The sequence below is a fragment of the Curtobacterium sp. MCSS17_005 genome (assembly GCF_003234225.2).
GTDB classification, from domain to species: Bacteria; Actinomycetota; Actinomycetes; order Actinomycetales; family Microbacteriaceae; genus Curtobacterium; species Curtobacterium flaccumfaciens.
Genome location: NZ_CP126258.1, coordinates 357,544 through 378,995 on the forward strand (window position 1 = coordinate 357,544; position 21,452 = coordinate 378,995).

The window sequence follows — 21,452 nt, forward strand, 5'->3', positions numbered from 1 at the left end:
GACCGGGCGCCGCAATGACAGAGTGAGGTGTCAGGCTGTCTCCATGGACCGAAGCCACTCAGCTGGACCGGCGTCACCACCCTTGCAACTGCAGGCCGGCCTGCGGGTTGACGTCCCGACCGCGGCCGACATCCAAGCCATCAGCCAGGCATTACTCCTACTTGTGCGGGCCTCGGAGACGATCACCAACGAGACTGCGGATCGTCAGCCGCCAGCCGGGTCCATTGCGAGCGAGCTTTGGCAGGGCGCTGAACCACAATTCGCCATCGATGGCTTCCTGCTCATGCAGTACGCAAACATGTCCGCCTTCGATCATGTGCGAGGGTTCGTGGCGCTGCTTCGAACCCCGACTGTGCGGTCAACCGCTTTGGCGACCGTGGCTCGCGGCGCCCTGGAGTCACTCGCTCGTACGTGGCATCTTCTCCAGCGCCCGGAGTCGGAACAGTTCCTTCACACAGTGCTGTCTTTTCTACGTTCTGACCTGCGCTACTCGGAGTTGCTCGAGGAACCGATCTGGAACCGCAACGGCGATCCTGTCGATGCCGCCGAGCAGCGACGGTTTTACTTGGCGGAACTCACGAGACTTGGGTTACCAGCGCCGAGCAAGATCGATCTCAGCGACCTGGTCGCCGGCCTCCTCGACGCTGCGACCGGCGAGGATGACGGAAGATTGCGATACTCAGCGCTGTCATCGATCGCGCATGGCCAACGGATCGGCATCAACACGTTCGTTGCGACGAACGAGACCGGCTTGATCGTCGGCCTTCGGGCACCCCGCAACGTCGTCGCTGACATGGTCGGACAGCTTGTCGCTACCCTCCACGAGACGACGGCGGATCTTTGTCGGTTCTTTGGCGATCAACCACGTCACATTGATCTGCTCCGAGCGTCATCCCAGCGAGCGGCGGCCGCGCTCGATCCGCTCAGCGAGGCGATCTGGCCTTCAAAAGACAAAGCAACCCAGTAGCCGACTGTTCGTTGACACTCATGCTCGGGCCCGCCGGTTATCGCGTGACCAGTCAGAGGCGCAGGGCTGGCCGTGCACCGTAGGATTCGTGCCACTTCCTATGGACGCGGAGGAAGCGGAAGTGCGCGGCGGCGTATGTATTGCGAACGTCGTTACGTGACGACCAGCTGAGCGAAAGGCCCATTGAGCAAGGCGCTCGGGTTCGTGGTCAACGTCCAACCGTGAAGGTCGGCGGCGCGAGCAGCGTTTGCAGCACTAGTGCGCCCCGCCCACAGCAGCCGCGTGTGACACCTGGCTCGAAATCCGGACCCGTACCGCATGGCGATCGCGGGTCGGCACGCGGTTCATCCGAGCAGTAGTCCGAATCCGAGCAGGAAGGCGAACGGCGACAGTACGAAGAGGAACACGACGAGGGCGATGATGGCAGCCGTGACCGCGGCAACACTCGTCGTGACGACGGACAGCAGGCTCACGAGGCCGACCGCTTGCCTCAAGGCGCCGCCGGTTGCGATGGTGGTAGTCGGCTCCTCAAGGAGGCCATGCAACGGGTCGTCTGCCATCGCACGAGGGTACGAAGAAGATGACGCAGGGACCACGTCGTGCGGGGGCGAATGTGTCGGAAGGCGTGGTGAGCTCTTGGGGCCGGACGAGTGACCCATCCGCACGCCTTCAGCCACTCCGAACCCTGACCTGCGCGCCCAAGCTTGGCATGAGAGCAGCTCTTGGAATCGTCTCGATAGCCGATCGGCTATAGGGACGTCGAGCGCTTTGGGGGCGCCGAGAACTCCCGCACGTTCTACCGCTTAGCTAGCGTGCTTCCGTGGGCCAGGGATGTGAGAAACGCCTCGCGGCCTTCGCGCTTTTTTGCGGGACTTGTCACAAGCCGGTTGAGCTCCGCGACGGGGTGTACGACGATCACGCACTCGCCGCGGGTGAAGGGAAGTGTCCGGCGTCCGGCAGGAAAGCAGTCGTGCCGCGAGGCAACGACCAGCCAAGGGTGTGTTGCGCCGAATGTCGCGCGGAGACTCAGTTCAGCCTTCGGACAGGACGGCTTCACGCCCACAAGGAACCCGGGCGGACGGAGTGGTGTGCCGGGTCTGCTCGACAAGTAAGTGCCGGAGGCGGCTACTTGCTTCTCGGCGCGCAGGAACCTGCTGCGCGACGTTCGAAACTCAAGCCTCGCATTGCCGGTCCGTATTTGGAGGCACGTCGGCGCAGCGTCCGTGCTCTTCGAGGTGGTCTTCCGGGCCTCGACCGACGTCGCTAATGGTGAACCAACCGGTGGCGATGACGTTCACCGCGTGAGCGCCGACCGACCGTACTGACGGCGCACAGCGTCCGGCCAGTCATTCGTCGTCGTCGTCCCAGCCCACGGCGTTCGCTTCGAATTGCCGCGCCGCCTCGTCGACCTGGACCTTGTGCTTGTCGTCAAGCTTGTCGTAGGTGGCCTCGAACGCTTCCTCGTCGTAGTCGCCGTCCATCGACACGGTGAGGTCGACGACCATGTTGTCCTGCTCTGCCTTACTGAGTCGCGCCACCCTCGGTGTCCCTTCAATGATTTTGGCTCAGCCTACGGTTGCGGGGACTGGCTTCGCTAGCGGTTCCAAATCCCGTACGGCCGTAGCAAGTTGACGACCTGGTCCTCGAGGGTTCTGGCTGTGTCGGCGTCCGAGCAGATCGTCCATCGGAGTTCGACTCTGTGCCATCTGATCGCTTCCTTCGCCCACTCGGTCGTCCGGCGGGGTTCTCCGCCTTCGAGAGTGGCGAGCTGCTGCTTGACGAACGCAACGTCAGCGAGAGCGTGATCCAGGGCCGCTTCACCGAACCCCGATGCGGCGGCTTTGCCGCTCGTGTATCTGGCAAGCCGGCCGCGCAACCCGCTGGGCTTGCTCTTGCCACTCCCGGCGCGCTCACCGGCCATGCCCACATAGATGATGCGGTCGCCGCTGCGCATGGAGTACACGCCGGGAAGTCGATCGATCGACCTCGCTCCGTCGAAGAACGGCACCCAATCCGTCCACTGTGCGAGCATGTCGACCTCGGTATAGACCTCTTTCCGCCCGGCTCGGCGTTCCATCATTGCGAGAGCATCTCACGCAGACTGCGGAGATGGGCAACCTAGGGCAAGGGTGTGAGCAGCTTCGCCCGGTGTCGTCCTTTTCGCGGTGCTCTGTGTCGTGGGCGCGTCCCGCAGGGCGATGCATCTCGGGCGGGTTAGCAGCGCCAGCGGTCTCTACGGCGCTGCTCAGCGTCTCCGCAACCAGTCCTCGTCAGGTTCCCAACCTTCGGCCTCGTGAGGGTGTTACCGGCTGGACTCGCTCGGGGTAGCGACGTTGCCAAGCACTTGGAGAGTGACAAGCGCGTAAGTCCGGGCAGCTCGCGGCAGAGTCCAGGGTCGGACATCGAAGCTGCCAGCCAGATCAGTGCGAATCGTTCTGTGGCCGTAGTCGACGACGGCGAGGAACGCGATCGGCGCATGAGTCGCCTGATACTGCACGGCTTGCGTGCCGTACTTTTTGGTGAGCTGGTCGAACGTTCGCGGCTGCTGCACGCGTTTGGACTCGATGACGAATTGGTGTCCGTCGACCAGGAGAAGTACGTCCGAGCGACCCCCGGCAGTGTCTGGGACCTCCCGCAACGCATTGATTCCTCCGGCGCGGAACCAGTCTCGAAGCGCGTTCGAGAAGCTCGCTTCCGGTTGCGCTTTGCCGTTCTCGCCGAGCCACTGCGGACGGGTCTCACCGGACTGGCTCACGTTGATGTGCGTTGACGCGAAGCGAACCAGGGCCGCGCAGATGGTATACAGCGCGAGGCGACACGGTTCCAGTTGCTCGATGATCGCCTCGATGGCATCCAGCAGCTTCTGCACCTGCTGTTCCTCCGTGACGGTGAGGCCAGCATTTCGTGCTGCGATCTTGTCGAACACGTCGATGAGGTCGGCGTGTCCGGCGGCGGCGGCTTGCATGCGAGCGAAGGTTGGCTCGTCGAGGTTGAGGACGTCCCGCACGTGAGGGGAGATGGGGGCCGTCGAGCCGACTCGCGGGCGGTCAAGCCCGCGTGACGCTTTTGGGTCGCCACCGCCTCGTAGCTCTTCGCGGAGCGCAGCGATCTCCTCGATGAGGGCGGCATCAGTTGCGTCTTGAATCCATCGGTCGAGCTGCCGAGAGACATCTGCAGCTGCTGAGAAACCTGCAACCAGGTGAGGCCGCACCAACTCGACCAGTCCGCGATTCCCGGTCGCAGAGGCGTTCGAGTCTGCGCGTGCAACGATCCGCATCGTGCGGCTCGCCTGCATCACGCGTCCTACGGACGAGATGACGGCACCGGCGTTGAGCCATACGTCGTCGAGGTCGCGCAACCCTTCGAGCTCCTCGATCAGGGAGAGCCATCTGAGGGCGGTGTCCGCGCGCGGCTGGCGCCATGTCGGAACTGTGCCGACGAACCCGGTCAGGTAATCGCCCACCGCCGAGCGCAGAGATGAAGCATCCGATGAGTTAATCGTTCGGCCTCGGGAGAACTCTTGCACGAGCATGCTTGCATGCCGGAAGGCACGCGCATCGGGTCGCTCTTCATCCGCGAGTGCGGTATCGAACCACTCGATGGCGGTCTGCAACGCGCTCGTGGCCGTCTCAGGTTCGGCCGCCTCGACTGCGTTGCGAACACTGCGGAACGCCAACTCAACTGCAGCGTCGGGGGCCTCGCCGGTATCGGCGAGACGTCGCATCGACGACTCGAGGTCGACGTCGTCCCAGACGTCCAATGCCGCACCCAACGCGCGGATCAAATACGGCGATGGTTCGCCGCCGGCTTGCAGCAGATTGCTGACATGAGTGTCGAGGGCTGCACGGACGGCCAACGGTCGGCCCCATCCTCCGATACAGAGTCGAACCCATCCCTCTAGGGCGATTTCGGCTCGGATACCGGGTTCGTTTACGACCGTCTTGAAACGGGCCTCCAACGTGGAGGACACCGCGGGGAGAACGGCAAGCGAACTCAGGGCGATGTCGATGGCGTCGTTCATCAGGAACGGGTCTGTTGTGGTCGCCGCGTTGACGATGAACGTGGATGCGTCACCGCGTACATCGTCAGCAAGCGAGTCCCACTCATCGCAGATGGCGCCGACGACGAGGCGAGCGCGGTCATCGTTGAGGAGATCCTGGTCGCCGACGATCGCGGCGACCCCGCCCAGCTCCGCAACGGTGAGCCCGGCGGAGTTGCCTAACAACTCAGTGACAGCGCCCATGTGAACCTCCCGAATTGCTTCAGATGCGGCGATCACCACATGGCGTCGTCTGCCGCGGTCGCCATCCTGACCGCTCCCGCCGGGAGCACCGTCTGCAGCAGCAACCCATTCGCCGACGACGTGACAACCTGAATGTCAAACTCCTTGGCGACGCTCTGCAGCGCTTGCAGCACGGAGACGGCGTTGTCCGCGCTCATCTCCTCCCTGGCGAACGAGTCGATGAACAGCACTCCAGGATGGCGGCTCACCCCAGCCCGTCCGCCGATACGCATCAGCGCGATGACGACGGCGATTTTGAACCGTAGCTGCTCGCCGGCGTTGACCGCACTGAACGTCGCTCGTTCACCACCCTTGCGGATGACGAGGGTCGCGTTTGAGCGCAGCTCCACCGACTCCAGCTGCAGCACGCCGAGACGACGCGCGATGTCGGTCACCTGCGTACTGACCTGCACGAGCAGCTCCCGCTGGTCATCGAGCTTCCACTCGTTGATGACCTTCTGAGCGGCCTCAAGGACGGCGAAGTCGGTGCGAAGCGCGGTAACTTGCTCGTCCTCAACTGCGTTCGCGTGCCGCTCCGATAGCTGCCCGCGGAGGGTGGCGATCTCCAGTTCAAGGTCCCGGCGGCGCCGTACCGTCTCCGTAGGTATCGGTAGCGCCTGCGCGGCGGCTGAGTAATCCTGTTGCGCTGCATCGCGGCGTTCTTCAGCAACGGTGAGCGCAACTCGCGCGGTCGCCAATTCCAACTCGAGGGTGCGAACCCGGTCCGACGTCGCGGTGAGGCTGTCCGGCTCCTCGTCCTCGTCATCAACGCCCGCCCCGTTTCCAGCATCGTAGGCAGACGTCCCTTCGTCGTCGAGTTCGGAGTTGCAGAGGGAGCAGTGACCCTCCGCTTCGCGAAGCAGCTGCTGCTGGTCGACCTTCGCATCGCACCGAGGGCAGCAGGTTGGGGTGAGGGAGTTCCAAAATCGGCTTGTCTGCGCCGCTTCACGGAGTGCAGCAAGTTCAGCGCCAGCTGCGACAAGTTGCACCTCGTACTCGTCCCGTGAAGCGGCCGCCTCCGCTACGCTCTGCTCCGCCGCGGCAAGCGTCGCACCGAGTGCACGGGTCCGATCAAGGTCCCGTTGGATCTGCTCGATCGAGTCCGCTTCTGGTAGTGCAGCTAAACGATCGGTCAGCACCGTCAACAGCTGTTCCAGTTCAGCGGTGCTGCCAGAGGATGACTCCTCCTGACGGGTACTACGTCGGTTGAAGGGCGCAAGTTGCCCGCGCACGACGCGCATCTGCGCTGCCGCAGCCGAAGCTGACGCACCCCAACCGGTGCCGAGGTACATCGACAGCACAGCCGTCGCTGCAACTGCCGTCTCGCCCAGCACGACGGCTTTCTCTGCGTCGGAGATCACCAGCGCCTGGGACCACAGCGGCCACCCCTGCGACGCGAGGCCACCGTCATCCTCGTCGCGGCCCTTCGGGAAGCGCTGCCAGATCGTCCGCTCGTCAAACCCAACCCGTGGGCCCATGATCTCGCCCATGACTGCCTGAAACTCGTCAGCGCCATCAAAGTGGCTGAGCAGCTCCGCTCCATGAGCAAGAAGCTCCGCCACTTCCGCCGCAACGAAGGTGTCGTCGCCGGCTACGACCGGCAGGGCACGCTCGTCAGCTGTGCCCCAGTCGAAACCATGGTCGTCCGTGACACGTACGACCGCTCCGGACGGTGCACCGCCCCTGACGTTCCAAGCAACTAGAAGCCGTTCGTCGGCGATCCGGAAGCCGACGACCGCCTGACGAATCCAGCCGCGGACGTCCGCCTGCAGACCGCCGCTGTTGCCTCTGAGCCCCCATTCCGTGACGTTCACGACGGACGTCTTCCCTGCATCGTTCCTGCTCGCAGTCGCGAACGCGGTCAGTAGCTGATCAAAGCGGTGCGTGAACGTGAACGGCACGAGCGCCCGATCCAGCGTCTCCTTGGACACGGCGATGTCCTTCACGCCGGCGAAGTGCACTCCTTCCAGCCGGAGTTGCCGCCTCGAAACCGTCGGGCGCCGTCCGGAGATTCCGTACCGGGACAGGGTGTGGCGCACAGTATCGTCGTCGACCGCCGTCTTCGCAGCAATCTCGGCTACCCAGTCATCTTCCGAGGTCATACGGTCTCTCCAATGTCGAAGCCGAGATCTGTTGCACGACGGCGGACCCGTTCTACGATCGATGGGATCGCAGCGCCGAGTGTCGTGGCTTTGTACTCCGGTTGCTGGTATTGCCGCCGCCTCGCGTCTGCCCCAGTTTGCACACCCGTGAGCAGCCCGATCGCGTCACATTGCGCGTCATACCAGGACACGCTTGGGACCGCGGCTCGGAGCGCGGTCACGGCCGCCAATCCGGCCGGGAGCAGGAAGTAATCTCGCCGCGACTTCGAATTCGTCGGATCGACTCGACGATGAGCGAGATGACCATAAGACTTCAAAATCGCCAACGGGTTGTCGACCACCTCATACGCTCCATACAGGTAACGCGACATGGGGTAGGAGTGGAACTCTGGCGCGGTGCCGCCGAGCATACGGTGCAGGTCCGGGGCGACCTCATCGAAACTGCGATCCCCTGCTTCGTATTCAGAAAGCAACTCGTCTGCGAGGTAGTCCGGGTTGCGCACCCAGAAGTCAAGCTTCTCGAGCTTCGTCAACGAGGGAAGCCATCGGACGGTGTCGGGAACGGCGACATGGCCCTGTACGACCTTCCCGAGCCGCTCAACGATGATCAAGAGGCGAGCAGCGCTCTGGCTCGTCGAACCCCCATCGAGCCGCGCACTCAAGCCAAACCTCCCAAGTCAATCCCCCTGCACGAGTTGTAGAACGGTTCCTCAGGATTTCATGTGGACGACTCGCACGCGACCACGGGTTGCCCCCACAACGGGTGACGTGCTCGAATGTCGTTGCGGGATCGGGTCGGTCCCGGCCCCCGGATCAGGCGGCTGCCGCCTTCGGCCTCCCATGCTGCCTCCGCGGGGGACCTGACGGGTGTCAAAACCGAGGCACTACAGACGCCCGTAAACTGACCGCTCCGCGGTCGGCAAGCGGACGTCGGAGAGGGCAGCGGCGAGGGCCGTCCGTGAGTAGCGAATCGTCTCATTGACCGATGGTCTACCGGACTATTGAGCTCCTATCGGTCGCGGAGGATGCCGAGGAACTCGTCGGCCATGCCGAGGTGCTGTTCGAGCTTTGCGCGGCGTTCCTCGGTGTCGCGGATGTATTCGTCCAGCTGCCCGCGGAGCCGCGCGCGGTCTGCGTCGTCGTCGGCAGCTTCGAGTGCGTCGACGACGGCGAGGAGTTCGGCCATCTGCTCGAGCGTGAACCCGAGAGGCTTCATACGTCGGATGATGAGCAGCCGGGTGAGGTCAGTGTCGGTGTAGAGGCGGAAACCGCCCTCGGTCCGGCCTGACGGGTGCAGCAGGCCGACCTCGTCGTAGTGACGGATCGTGCGGTTCGACAGTCCGGTGCGGTCGGCGAGCTCACCGATGTGCATCGTCGTCGGTACCGCGTCGTCCGTCATCCCGAGTGCCCTCCCTGTAGTGCTGCTGCGTCGTGGCGAGCGTAGCGCCGTCCGATCAGCGCTCCCTGCACCTGAACCGCTCAACCTTTCCGCGACGGTAGGGTTCGGTGGGTTCCTAGTGAAAGCGAGCGTGGCATCACGTCCTCCCCGAATACCTCCGAGATCACCCTCCCAACCACCGACGCCGCCCCGCCGGCGGACCTGACACCCACTCCGACCGGGTCGAGTTCGACCCGGGTGCGTGGCTGGCTGCCGTGGGTAGTGGTCGTCTCTGCTGGTGGCGTCCTGTCGGTGATGAGCGCACCAGGGCAGACCGCTGGGCTGTCGGTGTTCACGGACCCGCTGATCCAGGAACTCGGGATCTCACGGACGGAGGTGTCGACGAGCTACCTCATCGGCACGCTGCTCGGTGCGTGCGTTCTGCCGCTGACGGGTCGGGCGCTGGACCGGTGGGGCGTCCGACGGATGACGATCATCATCGGGATCGCGTTCGCCGTGTTCCTCGCCGCGTTGAGCTTCGTCGCCGGGATCGTCGGCCTGACCGCCGGGTTCGTCGGCGTGCGGATGGCCGGGCAGGGCGCGCTCTCGCTCGCCGCGACGACGCTCGTCGCCCGCAGCATCACCAACCGGCGAGGGTTGGCGCTCGGTATCGCGTCCGGGATCGGTTCCGGCGGGATCTCCCTGGTGCCGGTGTTCGTGGAAAGCCTGATCGCCGGTTCGGACATTCATGTCGCGTGGCGGGTCGAGGCGATCGTCGTCGCTGCCGTCGTGGTCCCGATCGGATTCCTCCTGCCCCGCCGAACCGCCACGACCGCGCAGAGCGGAACCTTCGCGAGTGCGGCCGGTGACGGGCCGGTGTGGACCCTCCGAGAAGCGGCGTCGACCGGCATGTTCTGGACCATCGCCGCGGGACTTGCGGTGTCGGGGATGCTCAGCACCGCACTGGCGTTCCACCAGGTCGCCGTCCTTGGCGAGCAAAGCCTCACCCCGGCGGAAGCGGCCGCGAACTTCCTCCCGCAGACCGTCACCGGGATCGCCGCGACCCTCATCACCGGGGCGCTGTCGGACCGGATCCCGCCGAAGTTCGGGGTCACGATCGCGATGACGACCCTCGCCGGTGCGCTCCTGCTCCTGCCGGTCGTGCACCCAGGGTGGACCGCCATCCTCTACGGACTCGTCCTCGGCGCCGCCGGCGGAGCGCTCCGCGGCATCGAAGCCGCCGCATACGTCCGCTACTACGGAACGGCGAACATCGGCGTCATCCGTGGCGTCGCGACCGGCACAAACCTCGCCTCCACCGCGTTCGGCCCCCTGCTCCTCGCGCTCGGCCACGACGTCGCCGGCAACTACACGGCCCCGGTACTGCTCTTCGCAGTCCTGCCGGCCGTCGTCGCGGTGGTGTCCGTGTTCGCCCGGGCACCACGGCACCCATCGCTCCGGCACTGAGCCCGGCAGGGCCTGTCACTGCCGTGATGCAACGGGTCAGTGGGCGCGGAGTTCCTCAAGGAACTCGTCGACCATCCCGAGCTGCTCCCCGAGGACGTCCCGGCGGGTCTCGGCGTCGCGGATGAACGCCGCCACCCGGGACCGGACCGCCGTCAGATCGACGTCGGGCTGGGCTTCGTCGAGCATCTTCACCGCATCAACGAGGATGCCCGCCTCACCGAGGCTGAACCCGAGCGGCTTCATCCGCCGCACCATCAGCAGCCGGGCGACGTCGTCCTCGGAGTACAGCCGGAACCCGCCATCGGTCCGACCCGATGGGTGCAGGACCTCCGCGGCGTCGTAGTCCCGGATCGTCTTCACGCTCAATCCGGTCCGCTCGGCGACCTCGCCGATCTGCATCAGGTACTCCGTCGACGTCGACCGTTCATCCTTGCCCACTTGCGCACCAACCCTTCCGTTGCGTTAGAGTCGAACCATACCAACCCTCCCGCAGCGGAAAGGTTGGAATGTGCCGGTCGCTCTGACGCCGCCGGCCGTGCGCGATGACGCGCCCCACGACAGCTCTCGCGGGCGCAGCGCCCGCACCCGTCCACCGAAGGAGAACCGTGACGACCGTCACGCAGTCCGTGCCCGTCCAGGCGCACCACAGTCCCACCGTCCTGTCCGCAGTGCGGAACCCGAAGATCCTGCTCCGCGAGGTCCTCGCCGGGCTCGTCGTCGCCCTCGCCCTCATCCCCGAGGCGATCTCGTTCTCGATCATCGCCGGTGTCGACCCTCGCGTCGGCCTGTTCTCGGCGTTCGTGATGGCTGTCGTCATCTCGTTCGTCGGCGGCCGCGCGGCGATGATCACCGGCGCCACCGGCGCGATCGCGCTCGTCGTCGCCCCGGTGGTCAAGGAACACGGCCTCGACTACCTCATCGCGACCGTCCTCCTCGGTGGGATCTTCCAGCTCATCCTCGGCGGGCTGGGCGCGGCGAAGCTCATGCGGTTCGTGCCCCGGTCCGTGATGGTCGGGTTCGTGAACGCGCTCGCGATCCTGATCTTCACCGCGCAGCTGCCGAACATCATCGGCGTCGACTGGCTCGTCTGGCCGATCGCTGCCGCCGGCATCGCGATCATCGTCCTGCTGCCCCGCCTCACCAAGGCGATCCCCGCACCGCTGGTCGCGATCGTCGTCTTGACCCTGGTGACCGTGTTCGCGTCGATCGCAATCCCGACCGTCGGCGACGAGGGCAAGCTGCCCGACAGCCTCCCCACCTTGTTCATCCCGAACGTTCCGGTGAACCTCGAGACCCTCACGATCATCGCCCCCTACGCGCTCGCGATGGCCCTCGTCGGGCTGCTCGAGTCGCTGATGACGGCGAAGCTCGTCGACGAGGTCACCGACACCGGCTCCCCGAAGACCCGCGAAGCCCTCGGCCAGGGCGTCGCGAACGTCGCCTCCGGCCTGTTCGGTGGGATGGGTGGCTGCGCGATGATCGGCCAGACGATGATCAACGTCAAGGCCTCCGGTGCCCGCACCCGCATCTCGACGTTCCTGTCCGGCGTGTTCCTGCTGGTCCTCGTGGTCGGGCTCGGCGACATCGTCGCGATCATCCCGATGGCAGCCCTGGTCGCCGTGATGGTGATGGTCTCCGTCGGCACCTTCGACTGGCACAGCATCACGCCCTCCACGCTGAAGCGGATGCCCGTCGGGGAGACGATCGTCATGGTCCTCACCGTCGTGATCGTCGTCGCCACCGACAACCTCGCCATCGGCGTCATCATCGGTGTCATCGCCGCGATGATCGTCTTCGCCCGCCGCGTCTCCCACTTCACCAACGTCGAGCGGTCCATCGAGACGCTGCCGGACGGTGAACAGCACGCGCTCTACACCGTCGAGGGTGAACTGTTCTTCGCCTCGAGCAACGACCTCACTACCCAGTTCGACTACTCCGGCGACCCGGAACTCGTGGTCATCGACATGACGAAGTCGCACGTGTGGGACGCCTCCACCGTCGCAGCGCTCGACGGCATCGAGACGAAGTACCACCAGCACGGCAAGCGCGTCGAGATCCGCGGCATGAACGACGCCAGCCAGGCCTTCCACGGCCGCCTCGCCGGCAACCTCGGCTCCGGTCACTGAGCCCATCCCACCTCCGCCCGGCCCCAACCCGGGGCACCGAGTGAACGGGCGGAGCACCGGGGCCGGCGTCCCCCTTTCCGCCGGCCCTCGCGGGCACCGTCATGTCGTCCATGGACGGTGCCCGCACCTCAGCACCCATGAGGAGCCAGCCGTGACCAAAGCACCCACCATCCACGACGTCGCCGCCGCCGCGCACGTCTCCCACCAGACCGTCTCCCGCGTCCTCAACGGCGCCACCAACGTCCGCCCCACCACAAGGGCCCGCGTCGAACACGCCATCCACGCACTCGACTACGTCCGCGACGACCAAGCAGCAGCCCTCGCCCGCCGCCCACGGAAACAGAGCATCGATTGACGACGGTCACCTCTGACGCCCGCACGGCCCCGGACAGCAACTCACTGCCCGGGGCCGTGCGCGTTTGTGTCCGATAGCCGGTCCGCTACCGGGCGCCTGTGCCGGTGAGGGCCCGGGGTCAGTGCAGGGTGGCCTTCCATGCCTCGAGCCAGGGGATGACATCTCGCAGGTCATCTGTGTCGATGGCGGCGGACGCGGCCGCCCGAGCCGGGCCGCTGGCGTTCAGAGCGAGCGATGCCGGCAGGGCGTCGAACAGGGGAAGGTCTGACCGACTGTCTCCGATGGCACAGCAGTGATCGATCGAGACACCGCGCTCCGCGGCGAGCTGGAGGGCGCGGTCTCGCTTGTCGTACTCGTTGAAGTGCTCCGCCACGGTGCCGTCGTAGTCAGTCCCGACGACCTGAACTCGCGGGCCGCCATTTGCGGTGAGTCCGTGACGTTTTGCGATCGCTTCCGCGACGGGCTGCCAGGCGAGTGACGCGAGGATCGGCTCGACGTCGTGCTCGACGCACCAGGCAACGACAGCGTCGATTCCGGCGATGAGCGGAAGCTCCTCAAGCCATGCGGCAACGGTTCGCGTCGGGATTTCGCGCCATCCCTCAGCGTCGATGACGCTGACTTCCTCGTTCGTCAGCTCGCCCTCGGCGTACCGCTGCTCAGCTGCATCGAGCGCAGGTGCATGTCCGAAGCGCTTGGCGAGAAAGCTGCTGCTCGACATGGATGGGACCAACGTGCCATCGATATCGAAGAAGACGATCCCCCGCGTACTCATGCTCGGATCGTAGCCACGGACACACCGCTTCCGCTGTCCCGATAGCCGATCCGCTCTCGGACACCCGCGTCAGGGGGCGGATCACCTGCCGACCATATCCACCGCGGCACCACATCACGTCAAGCGGGTCTCTCGACCAGGACTTACCGGCCACTCGCCTTCACAGTGACCACCACTGCGGCTGCCACCCCGCTGGCGACAACGCCAGCGGCGACGGCGAGCGGTAGCCATCCAGATGGCAGCGGGACTCGGTCGGTGTCAGAGCGGGTCAGGGTGCGGTGCACGATGCGGTATCGGCGGTGCGCGGCGACGAGGACCGCGACCGATGCGATCAAGCCGAGCCCGGCGAGCAGGATCGCCCAGGTTCCGAGGAGCTCGGGCAGGATCCGCACCGCGACGAGCGACGCGACCACGAGCGCCAACGCGGTTCGCCGCCACGCCAACGCTGTCCGCTCGGGCTGCAGTCCCGCATCGAACAGCCGCCGTTCCGTCACCGGTACAGCACTCCGAGGAACACGAGCACCCCGACAGCGATCACCGCGATGCCGATCGGCAGCGCGAGCACCGCAGACGGCAACGGATCCCCGTTCCGCAGTGATCGCTCCGACCCGGCCCACCCGAACCACGCCTGGAGCGGCGTGAGGATCCCGGTCGCGATCAGCACCAGCGACGCTGCGAGCCGGAACCCGGGATGGATGCCCAGGCCGAGCGCCTCCAGGGCAACCCCGCCGGCGAGCAGCGCCAGCGCCGTCCGGATCCACGCCAGGAACGTCCGCTCGTTCGCAAGGCTGAACCGGGCATCCGGTTCCGAGCCGTGTCGGTAGACGTGCCGCGGGAAGCGGCGGTCCGCCGGACGCGTGCCGTCGGTGTTCGTCACCCCGCGCCTCCAGATCGGACCGCCGCCATGTCGGCAGCCGCGCCGCTGGCAGGACGCGACACCGTGCGGAAGCCGGCGTTGCCCATCGACGAGTCCGGCGTGTTCTGCGACCGCGCCGCGTTGCGGTACCGGTTGCAGTACGAGTCGTGGCAGAGGTAAGAGCCGCCGCGCATGACCCGGGGCGCGTCAGGGGTGACCACGTTCGGGCCCGTCGGGTCGGTGACGGTGCCCGCCGCGGCGTCGCGGGCGTACGTCCGCACGTCGAACACGTCGGCGCACCACTCCCACACGTTGCCGACGGTCTGCCACACCCCGTACCCGTTCGGCTCGAAGGTGCGCACCGGCGCCGTGGTGAGGAAGCCGTCCTCCGTGGTGTTCTCCGTCGGGAACGTGCCCTGGAAGATGTTCACCCGCCAGGGCCGGCCGTCGCCGTCGGCAGCGCCGAGGTCGTCGCCCCACGGGTACCGGGCCTGCTCGAGCCCACCACGGGACGCTGCCTCCCACTGGGCCTCGGTCGGGAGCGCTCGGCCCGCCCAGTCGCAGTACGCCTGCGCGTCGTTCCACGACACGTGCACGACGGGATGGTCCCCCATGCCCTCGATCGAGGACCGCGGCCCGCCCGGGTGCCGCCAGTCGGCGCCACGGACGCCGAACCACCACGGTGTCTGCGGTGGTTGCCCCACGACGTCCGCCTCGTCCGCGTCCAGCGCCAGGTGGAACACCGCCGAGTCACCGAACACCTCGGCCTCGGTCCGGTACCCCGTCGCGGCCACGAACCGCGCGAAGTCGTCGTTCGTGACGCTCGTGGCGTCGATCTCGAACGCGGACACCGTGACCGGGTGCACCGGAGTCTCGCCGTCGCCCCAGGTCCCGTCACCGAGCCCGTCCCCCATCAGGAACGTCTGACCCGGCACACGGGCCTGCTCGACCACGTGTCCGGGCACGAGCACCGCCTCGGTGGCGGCGACCGGGACGGCGGTCGCACGCGTGTCCTCCCCGGACCGTGTGCGACCTGTCGGCGCGCAGCAATCGTGCGCGGTGTGATCCGTCATCGTCGTCTTCCTTCCTCGTTGTCCGTCGTCGATGGTCTCACCGGGTCCCCGCGCCCATCGCGGCGTCGAGGACGAGCCCGAGCCTCCCGAGACCGCCTGCGGCTCGTTGGCGGTCGAGTTCCATCAACGCTTCCGCTCGCGCTGGGCTGCGTCGGTCGCAGGCGATCCGCACCACTTCGCGGGTGAGCGCCGCGAGCTCGGTCCTGCGTCCGCGTCCGGTCTGCACGAGGTCCACGGCTGCGGCGAGGAGCAGGCCGTCCCGGCTCCCGTAGTGGTGCAGGAGGCCGGCGTCGGTCAGGCCCGCGGCTTCGGCGAGTGCGCGGAGCGTCGTCTGTCCGTCGGGTGCCGTTGCCGCCGCGATGGCTGCTCTGATCGCTCTGGCTCGCGTAGCGGTGCTCTTGGCGTACCTTCCACGTGCCGCGTTCTCCGCCGAGACAGCTCGTGTCTCCGTCATCACATGCGATGTGTCCGCGCGCGAGCGACGTCGGGCATGTGGACCACGTCCGCGCTCGGCAGGTGTCCCAACCGTACGGCGCGGACCCAGACCGCGACATCGGACGGCACCGGCGTCGCCGCACAGACCAGCCGCCATCGACGACCGTCCTGCGGTGGGGCGCCGATGGCGGGCCCCGGCGAACCCATCGCCGCCACACCCGCGCCGTCCCGTTCCAGTGCCGGCGGGTCGGTCGTCCAGACCAAGCTCGCGCCCGGCGGCCCGTCGACGAGCACCTCGCCGTCTGGGGAGACCGAGACCGTCGGCGACGGGGTGGTCTGCCACACGCCACCCGGCCGCCACTGCTCGACGAGGTCGTCTTCGTCGAGCAGACCGAGGTCGCCGTACCGTTCCTGCCACCGGTCGATGGCGCCCGACATCCGTTCGACGACGTCGGCGTACGCGGGGTCAGCCGCGAGGTTCCGCTCCTCGTACGGGTCCTCCTGCATGTCGTAGAGCTCGGCGGCGGGTTTCGTCGGCGCCACGACCTGTCGTTGGAGGGGCGTGAGGAGGGAACGGCGGTGCCCGAGCGCACGCTGCCCGGTCTCCTGCGTGACGAGACGCCGGAACGCGCTCCACGTCGGCAGGTGGTCGGGGTAGTCCGAGTGCTGCATCGGAGAGCGGTCCGGGTGGTGATGGCGAATGTAACGGTAGCGGCGGTCCCGGACGGAACGGCTGGTGTCCTCGACCTCGCCCTGCCGGTCCCGTCCCGCGAAGAGGTACTCGTTCGTGTCCTCGACGACGGTGCCGTCGGCGGTGAGGAACGGCACCGCGTCCATCTGCGCCGGGACCGGCACGCCGGCCGCGGCGAGCATGCTCGGCGCGAGGTCCATCAGGTGCACGAGCGTGTCCGTCGTCGACCCCGGTGCGATCCTCCCCGGCCAGCGGATGATGAGCGGCTCGTGCAGGCCGGAGTCGTTCGTCCAACGCTTCGCACGCGGCATGCCGAGTCCGTGGTCGCTCCAGAACACGACGATGGTGTCCTCGGCGAGACCGTCCTCTTCGAGTTGCGCCAGGAGATCGCCCACCCAGTGGTCCATCTCCGTGATCAGGTCGTTGTACCGAGCCCACGCGGTGCGGAACACGTCGGTGTCCGGGTAGTAGGGCGGCAACGGAGCCGCCGCCGGGTCGTGCCGCTGCTCGGGCGTCACGTGGGCGGTGCGCTCGGCGAAGGCGTCGCCATCGAGCGCGATCTGCGACTCGTGCGTGGTCATCCCGTGGAACGTGGCGAAGAACGGCTGGTCGGGGTCGTCCCGGTTCCGCCAGTGCGCGGTGTCGCTGCAGTCGTCGAACGCACTCACCGGGGTCGGCATCTGGAAGTCCGTGAACACGTTGTTCGTCACGTAGTACCCCGCCTCGCGGAGGTACTCCGTGAACATGCGCACGTCGGCCGGCGGAACCGCCTTCGTCCGCATGTGCATGGTCCCGATGGAGGTCGGGAATCGGCCGGTGATGATCGCCGAGCGCGACGGCGCGCAGATCGGGGCAGCGGCGAACGCGTTGTCGAAGCGGATCCCCTCGGCAGCGAGCCGGTCGAGATTCGGAGTGACCGCGTACTCGGCTCCCGCGTAGACGCCCGCGTAGGCGCCGAGGTGCGGGTTGATGTCGTGCGTCGTGATCCAGAGGATGTTCGGCCGCCGCGGTGCGGACTCCGCCGGGCTCATGCGCGGCCCTTGGCGACCGCGCGACGAGCGTTGAGCTCGTCCGTGACGCGACGCACGTCCTTCGGGTACGTGAAGTAGAGGGTCGCGAGCACGAGGCCGTTGACCATCATGAGGACGAAGAGCACCCAGAAGAACACGCCCTGGATCCCGAGCTGGTCGGCGAGGTATCCGGCGGTCAGCGAGAAGACCGCCCAGCCGATCGTCTGGAAGAACGTCAGGAAGATCGCGAAGGCCTGGCCGCGGAGTTCGGGCAGCACCACGGACATGATGATCGGGCGGTTCACCGGCGGGTTCATGCCCTGGAAGGCGCCGAAGAGTGCCCAAAACACCATGTAGATGCCGATGTTGCCGTAGTCGAACTGCGTTCCGAAGAACGCTGCGAGCCCGAAGAGCAGCTGGGCCGCCATGTTGAACGTGACGCGGCCGCGGAACGGCCACACCTTGTCCAACCACGCGACAGCGAGCCCGCTGGCGAAGGTGACGATGACGTAGCCGAGGCCGAAGGGGATGAGCACCGTCGCGGCGACCGCGTTGTCGAAGCCGCGCTCGGTGACGAGGAACTGGATGCCGAAGACGGTGATGAGCAGGTGCCCCGAGAGCAGGCGCGACAGCATCATGATCGAGAACGTTGGGACCTTGAACAGCGAGACGACACCGGCGACGGTGACGCGGTTCGACCGCTTCTCCTGGTCGAGGTCGGCGAGCTGGCGCTCCGACGCGCCGACGCCCGGGTCGACGTAGAAGGCGGTGATCAGGAACGACGACAGGAAGCAGATCCCGCCGATGACCCACATGCCGTACCGCCAGCCGTCCTCCGTGCCAGTGAAGAGCGCGAGGAGCGGGCCGATGAAGGACGACACCGCGGTGAGGATGCCGTAGTAGACGCCCGTCGCCTTGGCACGGCTCCGGTCGTCGAACGAGTCGGCGATCACCGAGTTGGTGATCGGCTGCCCGCAGGCGACCACACCGGCGAGCAGCGTGTTCCAGATGAGCAGCTGCACGAAGTCCTGCGACGTGCCCGCCATGATGCCGAGGATCGCGCCGACGAGGTTGTTCGCGATGAGGGCCTGCTTGCGGCCGAATCGGTCGGCGATCCACACCCAGAACGGGCCGAGCGGGATCGTCGCGAACTTGCCGAGTGCGGAGAGCAGGCCGAGGTGCCCGTTGTCGAGCTTCAGCGCCGCTGCGATCGACGGGAAGAGCGTCGAGAGCAGGCCCGCCTCGGTGTTGTCGACGACCTCCGCTCCGGTGATGGTGACGAGGTTGCGCCAACGGTGCGGGACGCGGCCCGCTTTCTGCGTGGCGACGGCCTCCGTCGCCGTCGGCGGTGTGGTCCGGGTGCTGCTCATGGTGGGTTCCTGTCGTCGTTGCCAGGTGGCAGTGGGGTCGGGTGAGGAGACGGACGGGAGGCGCGGTGCGGGTCGGTGCCGCGCCTCCCGTCCGGTGAGGGTGTGGGTGGGTGTCGTGCGCCGGTCAGGCGACCGGCTGACCGGCCAGCTCCGTCGCGAGTGCGCGGAGCTGCTCCGCGGTCACGACGGCGAGCGAGGCGAGGCCGAGGAGCGTGGCCTGCGATGGGACGGAGACGAGCTCGGTCGACACCAGCCCGGGCAGGTGCCGCTCGACGACGGCGCGGACGCCGTCGACCTGCAGCAGCTCCAGGAGCGGCATCGTGAGGAGGTCCTGGGCGGGCAGGTCCTCGAGGCGCGGCAGGGCCTCGCCGACCTCGGCAGCCCGGCCGGCCTGCTCCGCGACGAGCAGGTGGGCCGTGGTGGGTTCGCCGTCGAACGGGATGCCGAGGCGGTCGAACTGGCTCCGGGGCGCGTCGGACTCGTGCATCCGCTTCGCCAGCAGACGCAGCATCCGCAGTTCGACGTCGTCGTCACGGAGCGGGTGCTCCTGCTCGGGGTCGGTCTCGAGGTCGAACAGCAGCGTGCCGTGCTGCCAGGGGTTCATCCAGGTCGGCGTCGCCGGCACGCGCATCGTGCGGATGCCCTTGGTGAAGGGCAGCGGCTCGGACGGCTCCCACTCGGTGAGCTCGGACACCGCGAAGCGCGACCGCATGTGGGTCGGCATGAGCGTGTACTCCTCGAGCGGGGCGTTCGACCCGTCGACGGCGCCGCGCATGTACACGTACCGGCCGTCGGTGACGTTGACGTGGCCGCCGTGGATGCCGAACAGCGCCCCGTCGTGCCCGGCGTGCGTGGCATCGGCCGTCGGCAGCGCGAGGTCGTGACCCTGCATATCGGCCGTCGGCTCCTGCCCGAACCAGCGCAGCAGGGTCGGCGCGATGTCGATCGTCTGTGCGAGGTCGCCGCGACGGGTGTCGCGGGCGGCGTTCCGCGGGTCCCACATGAACATCGGCAGGTGCACGAGCTCGTTGAACCAGGGCTGCACCGACTTCGCCCACCAGCCGTGCTCGCCGAGCAGGAAGCCGTGGTCGGTGTTCACGATGAGCATCGTGTCCTCCCACAGGCCGTGCTCGTCCATCGCGTCGAGGACCCGGCCGAGCGACGTGTCGCACATCGACACCAGCGCCGCGTACTCCAGGCGTGCGTGCTCGACCTGCTGTTCCGGCTCGGTGACCTTCTGGTAGCCGGGCCAGTCGAACTCGGGACCGTCGTAGTCGTGCGGGTACTTGTCCTTGTAGAGCTGGTGCGTGAAGAACGGCTCGTGCGGGTCGAAGAGCTCGAGCTGCAGGAACCAGTCGTCCGCCGCGGCGTTCGTGTCGATGAACTCGATCCCGGCGTCGACGGTGCGGGTCTGGGTGTGCTCGGCCTCGGTCGGCATGTAGGACCGGTTGACCTGGTCCTGCCGTTTCATGCCGGCCGCTCCCCCGACGGCGCTCCCCGGTGCGACGACGCCCTTCCAGGGGTCGCCCTCCTGCCCGCGGAAGAACTCCCAGGTCGTGTAGCGCGTGTGGTAGGTCGCGCCGCCGTCCTCCCAGTAGTGCGGGTGGTCCGACGCCAGGTGCGTGTGGACACCCGCGTCCCGCAGCATCTGCGGCATCGAGTCGTCGAACGGCTCGAGCGGGCCCCACGAGCGGTGCAGGAAGTTGTGCCGGCCGGTGTGGAGTTCGCGGCGAGCTGGCATGCACGGCATCGAACCGGCGTAGAACGCGTCGAACGTGACCGCGCGCTTCGCGAGCCGCGCGAAGTTCGGCGCGTCGACGACGGTGTCCTTGTACGTCGACAGCATGTGGCGGTTGAGGCTGTCGAACATGACCATGATCGCCTTCACCGGGTCGCCTCCCCGGTGCCGAGGTGTGCGCGGAGGCCCGCCGCATCGGCACCCTCCGGGGCGTCGAGGACCGCGGCGCGCAGACGCTCGAGCGAGGCGATGTGCGCGTCCATGGCGGCGGCACCGGTGTCGTGCGCCCACTCGCCCACGAAGTCGGCGAGCTCGACGTCGAAGGGGGCAGAGGTCTCGATGGACTCGCGGCGGTCGCGGTAGCGGTACCGGGCCACCTCGTCGCGACGGGTCTCCAGCTCGACGTCGACCAGGCGGAGCAGCTCCTCGCGGCGCATGAAACCGGCGAACGCGAGCCGGGCCGCGAAGTCCGGGTCCTGGAAGCGGGTCGGTGGTTGGTACGGGCTGGTCAACCAGTCGAGGAAGACCGTGATGCCCTCGTCCGTGACCCGGTAGGTCTTCGCGTCGGTGGCCCCGGGACGGACCTCGACCGCGTGGGTGACCCAGCCGCGGTCCTCCATGGCGGAGAGCGACCGGTAGACCTGGCTCATCTGGGTGTTCGAGCGGACGAACCGTCCGTGGGTGTCGAGGTACTTCTTCAGGTCGTACCCGGTCATGGGGTGCCGAGCCAGGACACCCAGCAGGATGCTCTCGAGCTTCATCGCGTCGCCTTCCTCGGACGCAACGGCCGTCGTCACGCCCACCGACCGGATGACACAAGTCACATGGTC

21 protein-coding genes are annotated in these 21,452 nt (G+C 67.2%); 4 read left to right on the forward strand and 17 right to left on the reverse strand.

The window, feature by feature from the left end:
* Positions 1 to 43 precede the first annotated feature (43 nt).
* Positions 44 to 967: a hypothetical protein gene (locus DEJ20_RS01800; protein ID WP_146245363.1), complete on the forward strand. Its 924-nt coding sequence runs from the start codon at positions 44 to 46 to the stop codon at positions 965 to 967.
* 344 nt (positions 968 to 1,311) lie between these two features.
* Here the strand turns inward: DEJ20_RS01800 and DEJ20_RS01805 are convergent, their stop codons facing one another.
* The 7 genes from DEJ20_RS01805 to DEJ20_RS01835 form a co-directional block, all read right to left on the reverse strand.
* Positions 1,312 to 1,527 carry a hypothetical protein gene (locus tag DEJ20_RS01805; protein WP_111225194.1) on the reverse strand — a complete coding sequence of 72 codons (216 nt, stop codon included), beginning with the start codon at positions 1,525 to 1,527 and terminating at the stop codon, positions 1,312 to 1,314.
* Between the two features lie 786 nt (positions 1,528 to 2,313).
* Positions 2,314 to 2,472 (reverse strand): hypothetical protein, encoded by a 159-nt coding sequence (locus DEJ20_RS01810; protein WP_181431471.1) that lies wholly within the window; start codon positions 2,470 to 2,472, stop codon positions 2,314 to 2,316.
* An 89-nt stretch (positions 2,473 to 2,561) separates the two neighbouring features.
* Positions 2,562 to 3,047 (reverse strand): hypothetical protein, encoded by a 486-nt coding sequence (locus DEJ20_RS01815; RefSeq protein WP_220034969.1) that lies wholly within the window; start codon positions 3,045 to 3,047, stop codon positions 2,562 to 2,564.
* Between the two features lie 222 nt (positions 3,048 to 3,269).
* Positions 3,270 to 5,246 carry a hypothetical protein gene (locus tag DEJ20_RS01820; RefSeq protein ID WP_146245364.1) on the reverse strand — a complete coding sequence of 659 codons (1,977 nt, stop codon included), beginning with the start codon at positions 5,244 to 5,246 and terminating at the stop codon, positions 3,270 to 3,272.
* Positions 5,243 to 7,351: a hypothetical protein gene (locus DEJ20_RS01825; RefSeq protein WP_111234732.1), complete on the reverse strand. Its 2,109-nt coding sequence runs from the start codon at positions 7,349 to 7,351 to the stop codon at positions 5,243 to 5,245. Before DEJ20_RS01825 ends, DEJ20_RS01820 begins: the two co-directional genes overlap by 4 nt.
* Positions 7,348 to 7,884: a hypothetical protein gene (locus DEJ20_RS01830; RefSeq protein ID WP_146245365.1), complete on the reverse strand. Its 537-nt coding sequence runs from the start codon at positions 7,882 to 7,884 to the stop codon at positions 7,348 to 7,350. Before DEJ20_RS01830 ends, DEJ20_RS01825 begins: the two co-directional genes overlap by 4 nt.
* A 476-nt stretch (positions 7,885 to 8,360) precedes the next feature.
* Complete coding sequence (locus DEJ20_RS01835; RefSeq protein WP_111225198.1) at positions 8,361 to 8,750, reverse strand: MerR family transcriptional regulator; 390 nt, start codon at positions 8,748 to 8,750, stop codon at positions 8,361 to 8,363.
* 294 nt (positions 8,751 to 9,044) lie between these two features.
* On the opposite strand from DEJ20_RS01835, the gene DEJ20_RS01840 reads away from it, so the two are divergent.
* The gene (locus DEJ20_RS01840) at positions 9,045 to 10,196 is read left to right on the forward strand and encodes an MFS transporter (protein WP_111225259.1); all 1,152 of its coding nucleotides are present in this window, start codon (positions 9,045 to 9,047) and stop codon (positions 10,194 to 10,196) included.
* Positions 10,197 to 10,232: 36 nt separating this feature from the next.
* Here the strand turns inward: DEJ20_RS01840 and DEJ20_RS01845 are convergent, their stop codons facing one another.
* A complete protein-coding gene (locus tag DEJ20_RS01845; protein WP_309146992.1) occupies positions 10,233 to 10,634 on the reverse strand; it encodes a MerR family transcriptional regulator in 402 nt (133 codons plus the stop codon).
* A 104-nt stretch (positions 10,635 to 10,738) separates the two neighbouring features.
* Between DEJ20_RS01845 and DEJ20_RS01850 the strand changes: the two genes are divergently transcribed.
* Both DEJ20_RS01850 and DEJ20_RS01855 read left to right on the forward strand, forming a co-directional pair.
* Positions 10,739 to 12,322: a SulP family inorganic anion transporter gene (locus tag DEJ20_RS01850; protein ID WP_111225199.1), complete on the forward strand. Its 1,584-nt coding sequence runs from the start codon at positions 10,739 to 10,741 to the stop codon at positions 12,320 to 12,322.
* A gap of 151 nt (positions 12,323 to 12,473) precedes the next feature.
* Positions 12,474 to 12,677, forward strand: coding sequence for a LacI family DNA-binding transcriptional regulator (locus tag DEJ20_RS01855; RefSeq protein WP_111234733.1), 204 nt, complete (start codon positions 12,474 to 12,476; stop codon positions 12,675 to 12,677).
* Between the two features lie 118 nt (positions 12,678 to 12,795).
* Here the strand turns inward: DEJ20_RS01855 and DEJ20_RS01860 are convergent, their stop codons facing one another.
* The 9 genes from DEJ20_RS01860 to DEJ20_RS01900 all read right to left on the reverse strand — a co-directional run bounded on the left by DEJ20_RS01860 (position 12,796) and on the right by DEJ20_RS01900 (position 21,383).
* The gene (locus DEJ20_RS01860) at positions 12,796 to 13,449 is read right to left on the reverse strand and encodes an HAD family hydrolase (protein WP_111225201.1); all 654 of its coding nucleotides are present in this window, start codon (positions 13,447 to 13,449) and stop codon (positions 12,796 to 12,798) included.
* Positions 13,450 to 13,592: 143 nt separating this feature from the next.
* A complete protein-coding gene (locus tag DEJ20_RS01865; protein WP_111225202.1) occupies positions 13,593 to 13,943 on the reverse strand; it encodes a DUF202 domain-containing protein in 351 nt (116 codons plus the stop codon).
* Positions 13,940 to 14,326 carry a YidH family protein gene (locus DEJ20_RS01870; RefSeq protein ID WP_111225203.1) on the reverse strand — a complete coding sequence of 129 codons (387 nt, stop codon included), beginning with the start codon at positions 14,324 to 14,326 and terminating at the stop codon, positions 13,940 to 13,942. The genes DEJ20_RS01865 and DEJ20_RS01870 overlap by 4 nt, the downstream gene beginning before the upstream one ends.
* Positions 14,323 to 15,378: a formylglycine-generating enzyme family protein gene (locus DEJ20_RS01875; RefSeq protein ID WP_111225204.1), complete on the reverse strand. Its 1,056-nt coding sequence runs from the start codon at positions 15,376 to 15,378 to the stop codon at positions 14,323 to 14,325. Before DEJ20_RS01875 ends, DEJ20_RS01870 begins: the two co-directional genes overlap by 4 nt.
* Before the next feature lie 37 nt (positions 15,379 to 15,415).
* Positions 15,416 to 15,832 carry a TetR family transcriptional regulator gene (locus tag DEJ20_RS01880; RefSeq protein WP_181431472.1) on the reverse strand — a complete coding sequence of 139 codons (417 nt, stop codon included), beginning with the start codon at positions 15,830 to 15,832 and terminating at the stop codon, positions 15,416 to 15,418.
* Positions 15,832 to 17,535: a sulfatase family protein gene (locus tag DEJ20_RS01885; protein ID WP_111225206.1), complete on the reverse strand. Its 1,704-nt coding sequence runs from the start codon at positions 17,533 to 17,535 to the stop codon at positions 15,832 to 15,834. The genes DEJ20_RS01880 and DEJ20_RS01885 overlap by 1 nt, the downstream gene beginning before the upstream one ends.
* Positions 17,532 to 18,884, reverse strand: a complete 1,353-nt coding sequence (locus DEJ20_RS01890) for an MFS transporter (protein WP_111234734.1) — start codon at positions 18,882 to 18,884, stop codon at positions 17,532 to 17,534. Before DEJ20_RS01890 ends, DEJ20_RS01885 begins: the two co-directional genes overlap by 4 nt.
* A 124-nt stretch (positions 18,885 to 19,008) precedes the next feature.
* Complete coding sequence (locus DEJ20_RS01895; RefSeq protein WP_258377106.1) at positions 19,009 to 20,754, reverse strand: sulfatase; 1,746 nt, start codon at positions 20,752 to 20,754, stop codon at positions 19,009 to 19,011.
* Positions 20,755 to 20,768: 14 nt separating this feature from the next.
* Positions 20,769 to 21,383: a PadR family transcriptional regulator gene (locus DEJ20_RS01900; RefSeq protein ID WP_111225261.1), complete on the reverse strand. Its 615-nt coding sequence runs from the start codon at positions 21,381 to 21,383 to the stop codon at positions 20,769 to 20,771.
* Positions 21,384 to 21,452 lie beyond the last annotated feature (69 nt).

Bases quoted from the DNA above. Each gene is read 5' to 3' on its own strand.
- DEJ20_RS01800 (WP_146245363.1), top strand. From the start codon at position 44: ATGGACCGAAGCCACTCAGCTGGACCGGCGTCACCACCCTTGCAACTG.
- DEJ20_RS01805 (WP_111225194.1), bottom strand. From the start codon at position 1,527: ATGGCAGACGACCCGTTGCATGGCCTCCTTGAGGAGCCGACTACCACC.
- DEJ20_RS01810 (WP_181431471.1), bottom strand. From the start codon at position 2,472: ATGGTCGTCGACCTCACCGTGTCGATGGACGGCGACTACGACGAGGAA.
- DEJ20_RS01815 (WP_220034969.1), bottom strand. From the start codon at position 3,047: ATGATGGAACGCCGAGCCGGGCGGAAAGAGGTCTATACCGAGGTCGAC.
- DEJ20_RS01825 (WP_111234732.1), bottom strand. From the start codon at position 7,351: ATGACCTCGGAAGATGACTGGGTAGCCGAGATTGCTGCGAAGACGGCG.
- DEJ20_RS01835 (WP_111225198.1), bottom strand. From the start codon at position 8,750: ATGACGGACGACGCGGTACCGACGACGATGCACATCGGTGAGCTCGCC.
- DEJ20_RS01840 (WP_111225259.1), top strand. From the start codon at position 9,045: ATGAGCGCACCAGGGCAGACCGCTGGGCTGTCGGTGTTCACGGACCCG.
- DEJ20_RS01850 (WP_111225199.1), top strand. From the start codon at position 10,739: ATGACGCGCCCCACGACAGCTCTCGCGGGCGCAGCGCCCGCACCCGTC.
- DEJ20_RS01860 (WP_111225201.1), bottom strand. From the start codon at position 13,449: ATGAGTACGCGGGGGATCGTCTTCTTCGATATCGATGGCACGTTGGTC.
- DEJ20_RS01875 (WP_111225204.1), bottom strand. From the start codon at position 15,378: ATGACGGATCACACCGCGCACGATTGCTGCGCGCCGACAGGTCGCACA.
- DEJ20_RS01880 (WP_181431472.1), bottom strand. From the start codon at position 15,832: ATGACGGAGACACGAGCTGTCTCGGCGGAGAACGCGGCACGTGGAAGG.
- DEJ20_RS01885 (WP_111225206.1), bottom strand. From the start codon at position 17,535: ATGAGCCCGGCGGAGTCCGCACCGCGGCGGCCGAACATCCTCTGGATC.
- DEJ20_RS01890 (WP_111234734.1), bottom strand. From the start codon at position 18,884: ATGAGCAGCACCCGGACCACACCGCCGACGGCGACGGAGGCCGTCGCC.
- DEJ20_RS01895 (WP_258377106.1), bottom strand. From the start codon at position 20,754: ATGTTCGACAGCCTCAACCGCCACATGCTGTCGACGTACAAGGACACC.
- DEJ20_RS01900 (WP_111225261.1), bottom strand. From the start codon at position 21,383: ATGAAGCTCGAGAGCATCCTGCTGGGTGTCCTGGCTCGGCACCCCATG.